Annotated in this window: 13 protein-coding genes; 6 read left to right on the forward strand and 7 right to left on the reverse strand. The window is 73.1% G+C overall.

All coding sequences use genetic code 11. The features are described 5' to 3' along the window. Positions 1-88 precede the first annotated feature (88 nt). Entirely contained in the window at positions 89-586 is a 498-nt protein-coding gene (locus ACFXGA_RS22265) for a LysM peptidoglycan-binding domain-containing protein (protein ID WP_378090735.1), read from the reverse strand. 242 nt (positions 587-828) lie between these two features. Here ACFXGA_RS22265 and lexA point away from each other — a divergent pair, with 242 nt between their 5' ends. After that, on the forward strand, positions 829-1506 hold the full coding sequence (lexA, locus tag ACFXGA_RS22270) for a transcriptional repressor LexA (protein ID WP_378090748.1): 678 nt from the start codon (positions 829-831) through the stop codon (positions 1504-1506). 9 nt (positions 1507-1515) lie between these two features. Here lexA and ACFXGA_RS22275 read toward each other — a convergent pair whose 3' ends face one another. Genes ACFXGA_RS22275 through ACFXGA_RS22285 form a run of 3 tightly spaced genes read right to left on the reverse strand, consistent with a single transcriptional unit; the run spans position 1516 to position 4526 of the window. Beyond that, positions 1516-2538: a hypothetical protein gene (locus tag ACFXGA_RS22275; protein WP_378090736.1), complete on the reverse strand. Its 1023-nt coding sequence runs from the start codon at positions 2536-2538 to the stop codon at positions 1516-1518. 4 nt (positions 2539-2542) lie between these two features. Next, on the reverse strand, positions 2543-3988 hold the full coding sequence (gene hflX, locus ACFXGA_RS22280) for a GTPase HflX (RefSeq protein ID WP_378090737.1): 1446 nt from the start codon (positions 3986-3988) through the stop codon (positions 2543-2545). A gap of 43 nt (positions 3989-4031) precedes the next feature. Continuing rightward, positions 4032-4526, reverse strand: coding sequence for an ArsR/SmtB family transcription factor (locus tag ACFXGA_RS22285; protein WP_378090738.1), 495 nt, complete (start codon positions 4524-4526; stop codon positions 4032-4034). Between the two features lie 88 nt (positions 4527-4614). Here ACFXGA_RS22285 and ACFXGA_RS22290 point away from each other — a divergent pair, with 88 nt between their 5' ends. The 3 genes from ACFXGA_RS22290 to ACFXGA_RS22300 are packed head-to-tail and all read left to right on the forward strand — an operon-like array spanning position 4615 to position 7009. Then, the gene (locus ACFXGA_RS22290) at positions 4615-5832 is read left to right on the forward strand and encodes an MFS transporter (RefSeq protein ID WP_378090739.1); all 1218 of its coding nucleotides are present in this window, start codon (positions 4615-4617) and stop codon (positions 5830-5832) included. A gap of 15 nt (positions 5833-5847) precedes the next feature. Continuing rightward, positions 5848-6156: a hypothetical protein gene (locus ACFXGA_RS22295; RefSeq protein ID WP_378090740.1), complete on the forward strand. Its 309-nt coding sequence runs from the start codon at positions 5848-5850 to the stop codon at positions 6154-6156. Further along, the gene (locus ACFXGA_RS22300) at positions 6149-7009 is read left to right on the forward strand and encodes an SMP-30/gluconolactonase/LRE family protein (RefSeq protein ID WP_378090741.1); all 861 of its coding nucleotides are present in this window, start codon (positions 6149-6151) and stop codon (positions 7007-7009) included. Before ACFXGA_RS22295 ends, ACFXGA_RS22300 begins: the two co-directional genes overlap by 8 nt. 61 nt (positions 7010-7070) lie before the next feature. On the opposite strand, the gene dapF is transcribed toward ACFXGA_RS22300, so the two are convergent. From dapF to ACFXGA_RS22315, 3 genes are read right to left on the reverse strand one after another with little or no spacing between them, the layout of a single operon-like run. Next, positions 7071-7883 (reverse strand): diaminopimelate epimerase, encoded by an 813-nt coding sequence (gene dapF / locus ACFXGA_RS22305; protein WP_378090742.1) that lies wholly within the window; start codon positions 7881-7883, stop codon positions 7071-7073. A 10-nt stretch (positions 7884-7893) separates the two neighbouring features. Next, complete coding sequence (gene miaA / locus ACFXGA_RS22310; RefSeq protein WP_378090744.1) at positions 7894-8796, reverse strand: tRNA (adenosine(37)-N6)-dimethylallyltransferase MiaA; 903 nt, start codon at positions 8794-8796, stop codon at positions 7894-7896. Between the two features lie 4 nt (positions 8797-8800). Continuing rightward, a complete protein-coding gene (locus ACFXGA_RS22315) occupies positions 8801-9562 on the reverse strand; it encodes a hypothetical protein (protein WP_378090745.1) in 762 nt (253 codons plus the stop codon). A 185-nt stretch (positions 9563-9747) separates the two neighbouring features. Between ACFXGA_RS22315 and ACFXGA_RS22320 the strand changes: the two genes are divergently transcribed. Together ACFXGA_RS22320 and ACFXGA_RS22325 are read left to right on the forward strand one after the other, a co-directional pair. Beyond that, positions 9748-11082, forward strand: a complete 1335-nt coding sequence (locus ACFXGA_RS22320; protein ID WP_378090746.1) for a DUF349 domain-containing protein — start codon at positions 9748-9750, stop codon at positions 11080-11082. A 138-nt stretch (positions 11083-11220) separates the two neighbouring features. Next, positions 11221-11742: a hypothetical protein gene (locus ACFXGA_RS22325; RefSeq protein WP_378090747.1), complete on the forward strand. Its 522-nt coding sequence runs from the start codon at positions 11221-11223 to the stop codon at positions 11740-11742. The last annotated feature ends 148 nt before the right edge of the window (positions 11743-11890 follow it).

Below are 11890 nucleotides of genomic sequence, written 5' to 3' on the forward strand. Positions count from 1 at the left end.
AATCGCGTCGGCAGCGTCTGTTGGTTATAAGAGACAGGAACTCGGGGGTCCTGGAGGTTCGACACGCGGGACCCGGGCGTTCGACTCGCTAGGGGGCGCCGTGCGGGACGACGAGGGACTGGCCGGGGACGACGTCGGAGTCGGGGAGGGAGTTCAGCTCGCGGATGCGGGCCACCACGGCGTCGGGGTCGCTGCCGGGCGCGTTGCGCGCCGCCACGTCCCACAGCGTCTCGCCCACTTGGACGTGCACGACGCTGGTGCGTTCGGGGACGGTCGTGGCCCCGGAGGCGTACAGGTACAGCAGGCTCAGCAGGGCGGCGGACACCGCCGCCAGCGCGGCGTAGCCGGCGAACTGGAGGGCCGGGCGCCGCCGCGGTCGGACCTCGCAGGCGGCCGGGTCCGGCGCGGTCTCGCGGACCGCGAGCGGGCGGGGCCGGGTGGACGGGCGGCGATTGGCCCTGTCGTGTACTTCGAACCGGCGGAGGACACGTGGTCCGGGTCGCAGACCGGCGCCGAGCGCGACATCCTCGACACCGGCGCCGTCGACCAGTTCGAAGCTGTTCCGCGTGCCTATGACCACCGCCATGATGTCCTCCAACGCAGGTCATCCGATCATGATCGAACTTCTGTTCGATCGAACGTCCGTGCGAATGTGTACCACTTCGTCGGGCTAAATCGCTACGACACGCCGACGTTTACTTCGAACAGGTGTTTGATCTGGACACGGAACGCGACTACCGTCCACAACTGAAGATCGTCGTCACAGCCGGCCTGGGCAATCGGGACCGGTGAGGAGGAAGCACCGTGGCTCGCAAGACCGACGAAGACCTGCGCACCGCAGACGTGCCCTCCGCGCCCGAACCGGCGGACATCGCGGGCAACGCCGGGCTCACCCTGCGCCAGCGCAAGGTGCTCGACGTGATCCGCGACTGGCTCGACCGGTTCGGCTACCCGCCCAGCGTGCGGGAGATCGGGGAGGCGGTCGGCCTGACCTCCACCTCCTCGGTCGCCCACCAGCTGCGCGCGCTGGAGCGGAAGGGGTACCTGCGGCGCGACCCGAACCGGCCGCGCGCCGTGGGCGTGCTGCCCCCGGAGATCGTGACCGGGCTGGACCCGGCGTCCAAGCCGACGCCCGCGTACGTGCCCATGCTGGGCCGCATCGCGGCCGGCGGGCCGATCCTGGCGGAGGAGGCCATCGAGGACGTGTTCCCGCTGCCGCGCGAGATCGTCGGCGAGGGCGACGTGTTCCTGCTGAAGGTCGTGGGTGACTCGATGGTGGACGCCGCCATCACCGACGGCGACTGGGTCGTCGTGCGCCAGCAGCCGACGGCGGACAACGGCGAGGTGGTGGCCGCGATGATCGACGGCGAGGCCACCGTGAAGACGTTCAAGCGCAAGGAGGACGGGCACGTGTGGCTGATGCCGCACAACGACGCCTACGAGCCCATCCCCGGCGACGAGGCGTCGATCCTGGGCAAGGTCGTGGCGGTCCTGCGCCGCCTCTGAGCCACCGCGTCACGCCCGGCGGCGGCGCGTCCGGCGCACGAGTGCTCCCACCAGCACCAGCGCCACCGCGCCGCCACCCACCACCGGCCACGGCGACCGCTCGTCGTCCGCCGGGGGAGTGCCTTCGTGCGCGGCGGCCGGCGCCTCGGTCGTCGTGGTCGTGGCGGGCGGGGGCGGCACGGCCAGCGCCGCCGCGCCCGGCACCGCCCGCACGGTCGAGGACGTGCCGCCGTTGCCGAACTCGGACGCCGACAGCAGCGTGCCGTCCGGGTCGAACGCGATGGCCTCGCCCTGCGGCTCGTTCGGCAGCGGCACCCGCACCGGGTCCGACTCCAACGCCGTGACCAGGTCGCCGTCCGGCACCGGGAACAGGTACGCGTCGGTGTAGGTCCGCAACGCCGCCACCGTGCCGTCCCGGGTCATCGCACCGCCCGTGACCAGGCGCGTCACCACCGAGTTCGCCAGCGGGCCGCCCTTGGTGTCCGACCCGCCGATCGACACCCGCGCCACCTGCTCCAGCGGCGTCGGCGCGTCCTCGCGCAACGCGGACGCCGGCCGGTACACCAACGCCGAGCCGATCGGCTCCTTCGTGACGATGTGCGGAATACCGGAAGCGTCGAGCAACAATGCCTCGGCGTCGTGCTTTCCATCAGGATAGGTGAGGCGGTGCAATCGGGCGCTGCCGTCCGGGGAAACGACGTGCAATGCCACGGTTTCCCGCGACTTCCCGTTGTCCCCGGTATCCGCGGCCCACAGAGTTCCGTCAGGAGCCAGGGCGAGGTCTTCGACGTCGAACGGATTGATCGGCGCGGTGATCGTCCGGGTGATCGCGCACCCGCGGTCGAGCACGTGGATCTCCAACGCGCCGTTGTCGCTGTCGTTCACCGCGAACCACCGGTCGCCGTCGGACGCGAGCCCGGACAGCTCCTCCAACCGGGGGTCGGTCACCGCGCACACGTCGGCGACGGCCGGCTCCGCCATCGCGGAACCGGCCGTCACCAGCAACAACCCGGCTACCAGGAGCGCGCGCAACGGCTCAGGCGCGGCTTCCGTTCACGGCGAACTCGCCGAGCACCCCGGCCAGGTCGGGCCGGACCCGGGCGGACAGCTCCGTGCCCTCCTCGGTGTGCCGCTCCTTGAGCACCTCGCCCTCGCGGTGCACCCGCGCGACCAGCTCGCCGCGCGCGTACGGCACCAGCGCGTCCACCACGACCTCCGGCCGCGGCGTCATGGCCGCGATGCGCTCGCGCAGCTCGGCGATGCCCTCGCCGGTGTGCGCGGACACGAACACCGCCGTCGGGAACAGGTGCCGCAGCCGGGCCAGGCCCAGCTCGCCCACCGCGTCGATCTTGTTCACCACGAGCAGCTCGGTCGGCATCGGGTCGTCCCGCCGCGACGAGATCTCGCCGATCACCTCGCGCACCGCCACGACCTGCTTCTCCGGCATCGCGTCGGAGCCGTCCACGACGTGGACCAGCAGGTCCGCGTCGGCGACCTCCTCCAACGTCGAGCGGAACGCCTCCACGAGCTGGTGCGGCAGGTGCCGGACGAAGCCGACCGTGTCGGTCAGCGTGTAGGGCAGGCCCTCGGGCGTCTCGGTGCGCCGCGTGGTCGGGTCGAGGGTGGCGAACAGGGCGTCCTGCACCAGCACCCCCGCGCCGGTCAGCGCGTTGAGCAGGCTGGACTTGCCCGCGTTCGTGTACCCCGCGATGGCCACGTTCGGCACCGAGTTGGCCACGCGGCGGTGCCGCTTGGTCTCCCGGATGACGCTCATCGCGGCGATCTCGCGGCGCAGCTTGGCGATGCGCGCGCGGATGCGCCTGCGGTCGGTCTCGAGCTTGGTCTCACCGGGGCCGCGCAGACCCACACCGCCGGTCGCGCCGCCGGCCCGACCACCCGCCTGGCGGGACAGGGACGCGCCCCACCCGCGCAGTCGCGGCAGCAGGTACTGCAGCTGGGCCATCTCGACCTGCGCCTTGCCCTCGCGGGTGGACGCGTGCTGGGCGAAGATGTCGAGGATCAGCGCGGTGCGGTCCACGACCTTGACCTTGAGCTTCTCCTCCAGCTGCCGCAGCTGGCCGGGGGACAGCTCGCCGTCGCAGATCACGGTGTCCGCGCCGGTCGCGATCACGATGTCGCGCAGCTCGTGCACCTTGCCGGAGCCGATGTAGGTGGCCGGGTCGGGCCGGTCGCGCCGCTGCACGAGGCCCTCCAGCACCAGGGAGCCCGCCGTCTCGGCGAGCAGCGCCAGCTCGGCCAGGGACGCCTCGGAGTCGGCCGCCGAGCCCTCGGTCCACACGCCGACCAGCACGACCCGCTCCAACCGGAGCTGCCGGTACTCGACCTCGGTGACGTCCTCGAGCTCGGTGGACAACCCTGCGACGCGGCGCAGCGCGGCGCGCTCCTCGAGCGCCAGGTCGCCGGTGGACAGCTCGTCCTCGTGGTCGAGCCAGTCGTTGCTGTTGTACGTGTTTTCCGTCATTTGCCCTTCATCGTCCCACGGCACCCCTGGTGGGTCCGAGTGGTTAATCGCCCGGGTAGAGCGCCAGGTAGATCGCCACGCGTTCCCCGTCGGGGTGGGCCGGCTCGGCTGCCAGCTCATCCAACAACGTCTGGAGGCGTCGTTTTAGTTCCGCGCGGTCCACCCGCGCCACCAGCCGGAACTGGTTCATGGCGGCCGGCCCGACCTCCGCGACCTCGCTCAGGAACGCCTGGAAGACGGCCTCGCTCGTCTCCTCCGGGTACGGGATGTCCGCCTTGGTCAGCCGCCACGACAGCCCCGTGGACCGGTAGGGGATCTCCTTCGCGCCCCGGTTGCCCGCCCGCGGCTCCTGCGCCTCCAGGAACCCCGTGGCGACGAGTTTGCGCACGTGGTGGAGGGTGGTGGCGGGGTCCTTGCCGAGCCGTTGCGCGATCTCCTTGTTGGTCAGCGCGCGGTCGTAGGTGAGCCGGATGATGCGCAGCCGCACCGCCGAGGCCAGGGCGGCGGCTTCGGCGTCGGTTGCCGGGCGTCTCTGCACCGGCCAAGCATAGGAACCGGCAGGGGCGGCGGGGCCCGTGCGAAGCGAGTGATTGACAGTTTCCAATCGCTCTCGGGAGACTTCCGGCGTGTCCCTCTGGTCTCATCGCGACTTCCGCCTGCTGTGGGCAGGCGACACCATCAGCCAGTTCGGCTCCGCGATCGGGCGCACGGTGCTGCCGCTGCTCGCCGTGGGCGCGCTCGCCGCCACGCCGTTCGAGATGGGCGTGCTGTCGGCGGCGAGCACGGCCGCGTTCCTGCTCATCGGGCTGCCCGCCGGGGTGTGGGTGGACCGGTTGAGCCGTCGCCCGGTGATGCTCGTGGCCGACTTCACCCGCGCGGCGCTGCTGCTGTCGGTGCCGGTGGCCTGGTGGCTGGGCCTGCTCACGCTGACCCACCTCGTCGTGGTGGCGCTGCTGGTCGGCGCGGCCACCGTCCTGTTCGACGTCGCCTACCAGTCGTACCTGCCCGCGCTGGTCGGCCGGGAGCAGCTCGTCGACGGCAACTCGAAGCTGGAGGCCAGCCGCGCCGTGGCGGAGGTGTCCGGCCCGGCCGCGGCGGGCGGGGTGGCGCAGGCGGTCGGCGCGGCCGTCGGCGTGCTCGCCACGGCCGCGGGCTACCTGGTGTCGGCGTTGTTCCTGCTGCGCATCCGCACCGTGGAGCCGCCGCCGCCGAAGCCGGAGAAGCCGGGGTTGCGGCACGAGATCGCCGAGGGGCTGCGGTTCGTCTTCGGGCACCGGTCGCTGCGCGCGATCGTGGGGTGCACGGGCACGGCCAACTTCTTCGGCGGCATGGCGGCGGCCGTGCTGGTGCTGTTCCTGGTGCGCGAGATCGGCCTGTCCGAGGGCGTGGTGGGGCTCGTGCTCAGCGCCGCGGGCGTCGGCGGCGTGCTGGGCGCGCTGACCGTGAACCGGTGGAACGCCCGGTTCGGCCAGACCACGGTGATCTGGCTGTCCGGCCTGGTCACGTGGCCGCTCGGGGTGCTGGTGCCGTTCGGCGCGGCGGACTGGCGGATCGTGTTCGTGGTCGTCGGCGAGGCCGCGGTGGCGTACGGGGCCACGGTCTACAACATCGCCCAGGTCAGCTACCGGCAGTCCATCTGCCCGGACCACCTGCTGGGCCGGATGAACGCGAGCATCCGGTTCGTGGTGTGGGGCGCTATGCCGCTGGGCGGTCTGGTGGGCGGGCTGCTCGGCGGCGGCATCGGGGTGACGGCGACGCTGTTCGCGGGCATGGCGTGCCAGGCGGCGGCCGTGCTGTGGGTGGTGTTGTCGCCGCTGCGGAGCCGCGATGCCGTTACCGCGTGACTTCCGGCTGTTCCGTTGTTCGCGGTCGGCACGCTGGTCACGTCCGCCGGCGTGGTGCTCTACAACGTCGCCCAGGTCAGCCTGCGCCAGGCGTTGTGCCCGGACCGGCTGCTCGGCCGGATGAACGCGAGCATCAGGTTCCTGACCTGGGGCGCGATGCCGGTCGGCGCGGTCGCGGGCGGCGCGTTGGCCGAGTGGGTGGGCGTGCGGGGCACGCTGTGGGCGGCGTCGGCCGGGATGGTCCTCTCCGTCTTCTGGGTGCTCTTGTCGCCGCTGCGCTCGATGCGCGACCTGCCGGTCGCTAACGTCGGCGGGCATGGCTGACACCACCGTGGTGCGCGACGGTCTCCGGTTCGGCGAAGGTCCGCGGCACGGGCCGGACGGGCGGCTGTGGTACTCCGACTTCTACGACCACGAGGTCCGCGCCCTCGACCTGGGCACCGGCGAGGAAGAGGTCGTCTGCGAGGTGCCCGGACAGCCGTCGGGGCTGGGCTGGCTGCCGGACGGCCGGCTGCTCGTGGTCTCCATGCTCGACCGCAAGGTGCTGCGGCGCGAACCCGACGGCGCGCTGGTCGAGCACGCCGACCTCGGCGGCGTCGCCACCTTCCACGCCAACGACATGCTGGTCGACGCGCGGGGCCGCGCCTACGTCGGCAACTTCGGCTTCGACCTGCACGGCGCGATCGCGGCGGGCGGCGAGGCGGCCCTGCTGGAACCGGGGTGGGTCGCGCCCGGCACGCCGTTGGCGCTGGTCGAGCCGGACGGCACGGTCCGGGTGGCGGCCGAGGACCTCAAGTTCCCCAACGGCACGGGCCTGCTGCCGGACGGCCGGCTGGTGGTCGCCGAGACGCTCGCGTTCCGGTTGACCGCGTTCGACGTCGCCGAGGACGGCGCGCTGTCCGGGCGGCGGGTGTTCGCGTCGGTGCGCGAGCACTTCATCGCGCCGGACGGCATCGCGGTGGACGCCGAGGGCGGCGTGTGGGTGGCGCCCGCGCTCCAGCCGTTCGCGTTCCTGGTGCGGGAGGGCGGCGAGGTCGCCCGGAAGGTGGAGACCGGCGCGAACTGCTTCGCCGTGGCGATCGTGGGCGACCGGCTGGTGTGCTGCACCGCGCCGACGTCGCAGCCGGAGGTGGTGGCCGGGGCGAGGCTGGGGAAGCTGGAGGTCGTCGGCCTCTAGGACGCTGGTCCGGGTGGTCCGGGTGGTCCGGGTGGTCCGGGTGGTCCGGGTGGTCGGCGGGTCAGGAAGGCGTGCCGAGCGAGTCCCACCAGGTCTGGTCGAGTTCGCCGCGGGCCAGCAGGACGGCCGGGCCGGTGAGTGTGGAGGTCTCCTCCTCGATCACCACGGACACCTGTCCACCGAGGACGTCCACAGTGGCCTTGCCCGTGCGCCGGCCGGACCCGTACAGCCACGACGCCACCGCGGCGACCGTGCCCGTGCCGCACGACCGGGTCTCGCCCACGCCCCGCTCGTGCACGCGCATGCGCAGCGCGCCGTCGCCCAGCACGTTGACGAACTCGACGTTCACCCCGTGCGGGAACTGCACCGGGTCGTGGCCCGGCGGCAGGTCCAGGTCCAGCTCGGCCACCGGCGTCCCGGTCACGCAGGCGAGGTGGGGGTTGCCGACGTCCACCGCGACCCCGCCGAACGCGCTGCCGCCGACCGTGGCCGTGCCCGTGCCGGTGACCAGCGCCCGACCCATGTCCACGGTGATCGAGCCGTCGTCGTGGGCGATGACGTGCCGCTCCCCGGCGCGGGTGCCGACGGTGAACTCCCCGGCGGGCGCCAGCTCGGCCTCGACCAGGTACTTCGCGAACACCCGCACCCCGTTGCCGCACATCTCCGCGATCGAGCCGTCGGCGTTGCGGTAGTCCATGAACCACGGGCCGAAGTCCGGCCGCACGACCCGCAGCACGCCGTCCGCGCCCAGGCCGCGCCGCCGGTCGCAGAGGGCGCGCACCCGCGCCTCGGTCAGGTCCAGCAGGCCGTCCGGGTCGGGCAGCACGACGAAGTCGTTCTCGGTGCCGTGGCCCTTCAGGAATTCGACTCCCACGGGCACCAGGTTACGGTGCGACCAGCTTGAGCACGTCGTCGGCCAGGCCCGGGTCGGCCGCGTCGAACCACGTCACGCGTCGGTCGCGGCGGAACCAGGACCGCTGCTTGCGGACGAACCGGCGGGTGGCCTGCGCCGTCGCCGCCGCGGCCTCCTCGATCGAGCACTCGCCGTCGAACGCGGCCAGCACCTGCTGGTAGCCCAGCGCGCGCGACGCCGTGCGGCCGTCGCGCAGCCCGCGGGCCTCCAGCGCGCGCACCTCGTCCACCAGGCCCGCGTCGAACATGCGCGTCACCCGCTCGTCCACCCGCCGGTCCAGTTCGGGCACGGCCCGGTCGAGGCCGATCAGGACGGTGCCGTAGCGGGCCGGTCCCGGCTTGGGCAGGGTCGCGGAGAACGGCCGCCCGGTCAGCTCGATGACCTCCAGCGCGCGGACCACGCGGCGGCCGTTGCCGGGCAGGATCGCCAGCGCGGCGGCCGGGTCGAGCTGGGCCAGGCGGCCGTGCAGCGTCTCGGACCCGAACACGGCCAGCTCCCGTTCGAGCTGCGTGCGGATCCTCTCGTCCGTGCCGGGGAACTCCAGGTCGTCCAGCACGGCCTGCACGTACAGCCCCGAGCCGCCGACCAGCACCGGCGTGCGGCCGGCGGCCAGCAGGCGCTCCACCGCGGCGCGGGCCTCGCGCTGGTAGGCGGCCACGGAGGCGGTGTCGGTCACGTCCAGCACGTCGAGGAGGTGGTGGGTGACGCCTTGGCGCTCCTCCTCGGTGATCTTCGCCGTGCCGATGTCCATGCCCCGGTAGAGCTGCATCGCGTCGGCGTTGACGACCTCGCCGCCCAGTTCGACGGCCAGCCGCACGGCGAGGTCCGACTTGCCGGTGGCGGTGGGTCCGACGACGGCGATGGGGGTGTTCACGGGGTCAAGCCTCCCAGACGGCCACGTGGTAGCCGACGCCGAAGGGAGCGAGGAAGGCGGAGCGGGTGCAGCGCCACGCGCCCGGCACGCCGGCGGCGACCTGCCAGGCGGCCCGGCCCTGCGCGCCCAGCTCGGCCGCGAGCGCCGGGTCGAGCGCGCGCAGCGCGGCCGTGTCGGCGGCGGCCAGGGCGTCGCGGACGTGGTCGTCGAACGGCTCGGCGCGGTCGTCGGGACGGCCCACGGCGGACTCGCCGTGCCGGTGCGAGCCGTCGCCGAGCACGAGCAGCGCCCGTTCGCCGGCCAGCCGTTCGCCGAGGGCGACGCAGTCGGCGGTGGGGAGGTCCGGGGGGACGAGGTGCACGCGGACCGATCGCGCGCCCGTCCGCTCGCGGAGCCAGCCGGCGATCAGGGCGGGGAGCGGGAGGTCGGGATCGGGGGTGCGGTGGTCCGGGGTGGGGTCGGGGTCCGAGGTGCGGTGGTCCGGGATGAGGTCGGGGTCCGGGGTGCGGTGCGGGTCCGGGTCGGCGGGGGAGAGGGAGACCCGCACGTCCACCCCGAAGCCGCGGAACGTGCCGGTCACGTCCTCCAGCACTCGCGGGCCGGACGGGTCGACGCCCACGGCCACCCAGTCGGGGGCGTGCGCGGCCAGTTCCCGGGCCGCGGCGAGGGTCGCCGACCTCACCGGTTCGGTGTCCGGCACGGCGCCGCCGACCAGTTCGGGGACCAGCAGCGGGGGGTGCGGCACGACCACCAGGCGCGAGATCATGGCAGTCCACGCTACTCATCGGCCACCACCGGTACCGATGCGAGCCTTGACCTGTTTGAATGCGCGCGAGGTACTGGGCACTCTTAGGGAGCGTCGCGGTACTCGGGTGCTGGGCCCCGTCATAGGCGGGGCGCCCGTGGTCGGCACGGGCACCACGATGTGGGCAGGCGAGGAGGAAGCCGGCGATGACGGAGCACGAGACGACACCGGGAACCACTGGCGACAGTGGTGCGGGGGCGGTGGTCGAGGAGACCCGGGTGGAAGCGACGCCGGTCACGGCGCCACCTCCGGTCCCCGTGGCGTCGGACCACCCTGACCGCTGGGGGCGCGTGGACGAGGACGGCACCGTCTACGTCAAGACCGCCGACGGCGAGCGGGTCGTCGGATCCTGGCAGGCGGGCGAGCCCGCCGAGGGTCTGGCGCACTTCGCGCGCAGGTTCGACGACATCCGCACCGAGGTCGAGCTGCTGGTGACGCGGCTGTCCTCCGGCGCGGGCGACCCCAAGCACGCGCTGACCAGCGCGAAGCACGTCCAGGAGAGCCTGGCCGACGCGGCCGTGGTCGGTGACCTCGCCGCCCTGGCCGCGCGCGTGGAGTACGTGCTCGTGTTGGCCGAGCAGGGCCTGGAGGCGGCCAAGGCCGCCAAGGACGAGGCCCGCGCCGCGGCCGGGGCGCGCAAGCAGGAGCTGGTCGAGGAGGCCGAGGCGCTGGCCAACGAGTCGACGCAGTGGAAGGCTGCGGGCGACCGGCTGCGGGCCATCCTCGACGAGTGGAAGACCATCCGGGGCGTCGACCGCAAGACCGACGAGCAGCTGTGGCGGCGGTTCTCCAAGGCGCGGGACGCGTTCAACCGCCGGCGCGGTTCGCACTTCGCGGACCTCGACCGGCAGCGCAGCGTGGCCAAGAACCGCAAGCAGGAGCTGGTCGAGGAGGCCGAGAAGCTCATCGACTCCGACGACTGGGGCCCCACCGCCGGTCGGTACAAGGAGCTGATGGTCGAGTGGAAGGCCGCCGGGCGGGCTCCCAAGGAGGCCGACGACGCGTTGTGGCAGCGGTTCCGCGCCGCCCAGGACGCGTTCTTCGCCAGGCGGTCGGAGGCGTTCAGCGAGCGTGACGCCGAGTTCGCGGCCAACGCGAAGCTGAAGGAGGAGCTGCTCGCCGAGGCCGAGCACATCGACCCGTCGCACGACCTCGAAGCCGCCCGCCAGCAGCTCTACCGGATCCAGGAGCGGTGGGACGCGATCGGCAAGGTGCCCCGCGAGCGGGTCCGCGAGCTGGAGGGCAAGCTCCGCGCGATCGAGGAGCGGGTCCGGGGCGCGGTGGACGCGCAGTGGCGCCGGTCCGACCCGGAGGCGGAGGCGCGCGTCGCCCAGTTCCGGGAGCGGGTGGAGCAGTTCGAGGCGCAGGCGGCGAAGGCCCGGTCGGCCGGTGACAAGCGGCGGGCGGAGCAGGCCGAGGCGCAGGCCAAGCAGTGGCGTGAGTGGTTGGCGGCGGCCGAGCAGGCGGTGGCCAGCCGGTAACGGTGTTGTGGCGGGCCCTGTGCCGGTCCCTTCGGGGGCGGGCGCAGGGCCCGTTCGCGTGGGGCGGCGGTCGCGTTCGGACGATGGTGGTACGACTAATGCGGTAATCGTTCGGGTGCGCGACGTTAGCTTGTGCGAGTGGAGCCGGAGCAGTCGTCATCGAGCGTGCACAACATCGTCAGCGGTCGGGTGGACGGTTCGGTCACGATGGCTCACACGATCGACAGGATCGTGCACGGGCTGTCGTGGCGCAGGCTGGTGCTGATCGTCTTGGCCGTCGTGCTGCTGGGTTGTGCGGGGCTCGCGTTGGCGGGCTATGCGGTTTATCGGGTGGCCGGGTCCGTGCCGCAGACGACCGTGGTCTCGATCCTGCCCGCCGTGCCGTCTACGTCGGCCCCGGCTTCCGCTTCTGCTTCCGCTCCTGGGACGGCGACGGCGACTTCGGCTGCGATCGGGTCCGGTGAGGCGGTTCGGGCGGAGCGGCTCGTCGCCACGGCGAACCACCCGGCGGTGACGACGACCGTGCCGGTCGAGGTGACGACATCGGTGCCGCCGGTCACGACGAGCAGTCAGAGCACGCCGACCACGACGACTGCTGCGGAACACTGCTCGTCGCCGCAGAGCGGGAACGGGGTGTGGTGGCCGTCGAGGGTGTGTTGATGGGCGGGGGTTCGGTGGTGCGGGGTTCGGTGGTGCGGGGTTCGGTGGTGCGGGGCGGCTGGGCGGTGGTGCGTCCGGCTCGATTTGACATGGGGCCCTTACGGGTACCCGGGGCAGGCCAAAGCCGGCAGGCCCGGCGGGGAAGAGC

It is taken from the genome of Actinosynnema sp. NPDC059335 (assembly GCF_042752395.1).
Taxonomy (GTDB): Bacteria; Actinomycetota; Actinomycetes; order Mycobacteriales; family Pseudonocardiaceae; genus Actinosynnema.

What these genes read in the sequence shown, in the direction of transcription:
- ACFXGA_RS22265 (WP_378090735.1), bottom strand. Translation starts at nt 586, where the DNA reads ATGGCGGTGGTCATAGGCACGCGGAACAGCTTCGAACTGGTCGACGGC.
- hflX (WP_378090737.1), bottom strand. Translation starts at nt 3,988, where the DNA reads ATGACGGAAAACACGTACAACAGCAACGACTGGCTCGACCACGAGGAC.
- ACFXGA_RS22300 (WP_378090741.1), top strand. Translation starts at nt 6,149, where the DNA reads ATGGCTGACACCACCGTGGTGCGCGACGGTCTCCGGTTCGGCGAAGGT.
- ACFXGA_RS22315 (WP_378090745.1), bottom strand. Translation starts at nt 9,562, where the DNA reads ATGATCTCGCGCCTGGTGGTCGTGCCGCACCCCCCGCTGCTGGTCCCC.
- ACFXGA_RS22320 (WP_378090746.1), top strand. Translation starts at nt 9,748, where the DNA reads ATGACGGAGCACGAGACGACACCGGGAACCACTGGCGACAGTGGTGCG.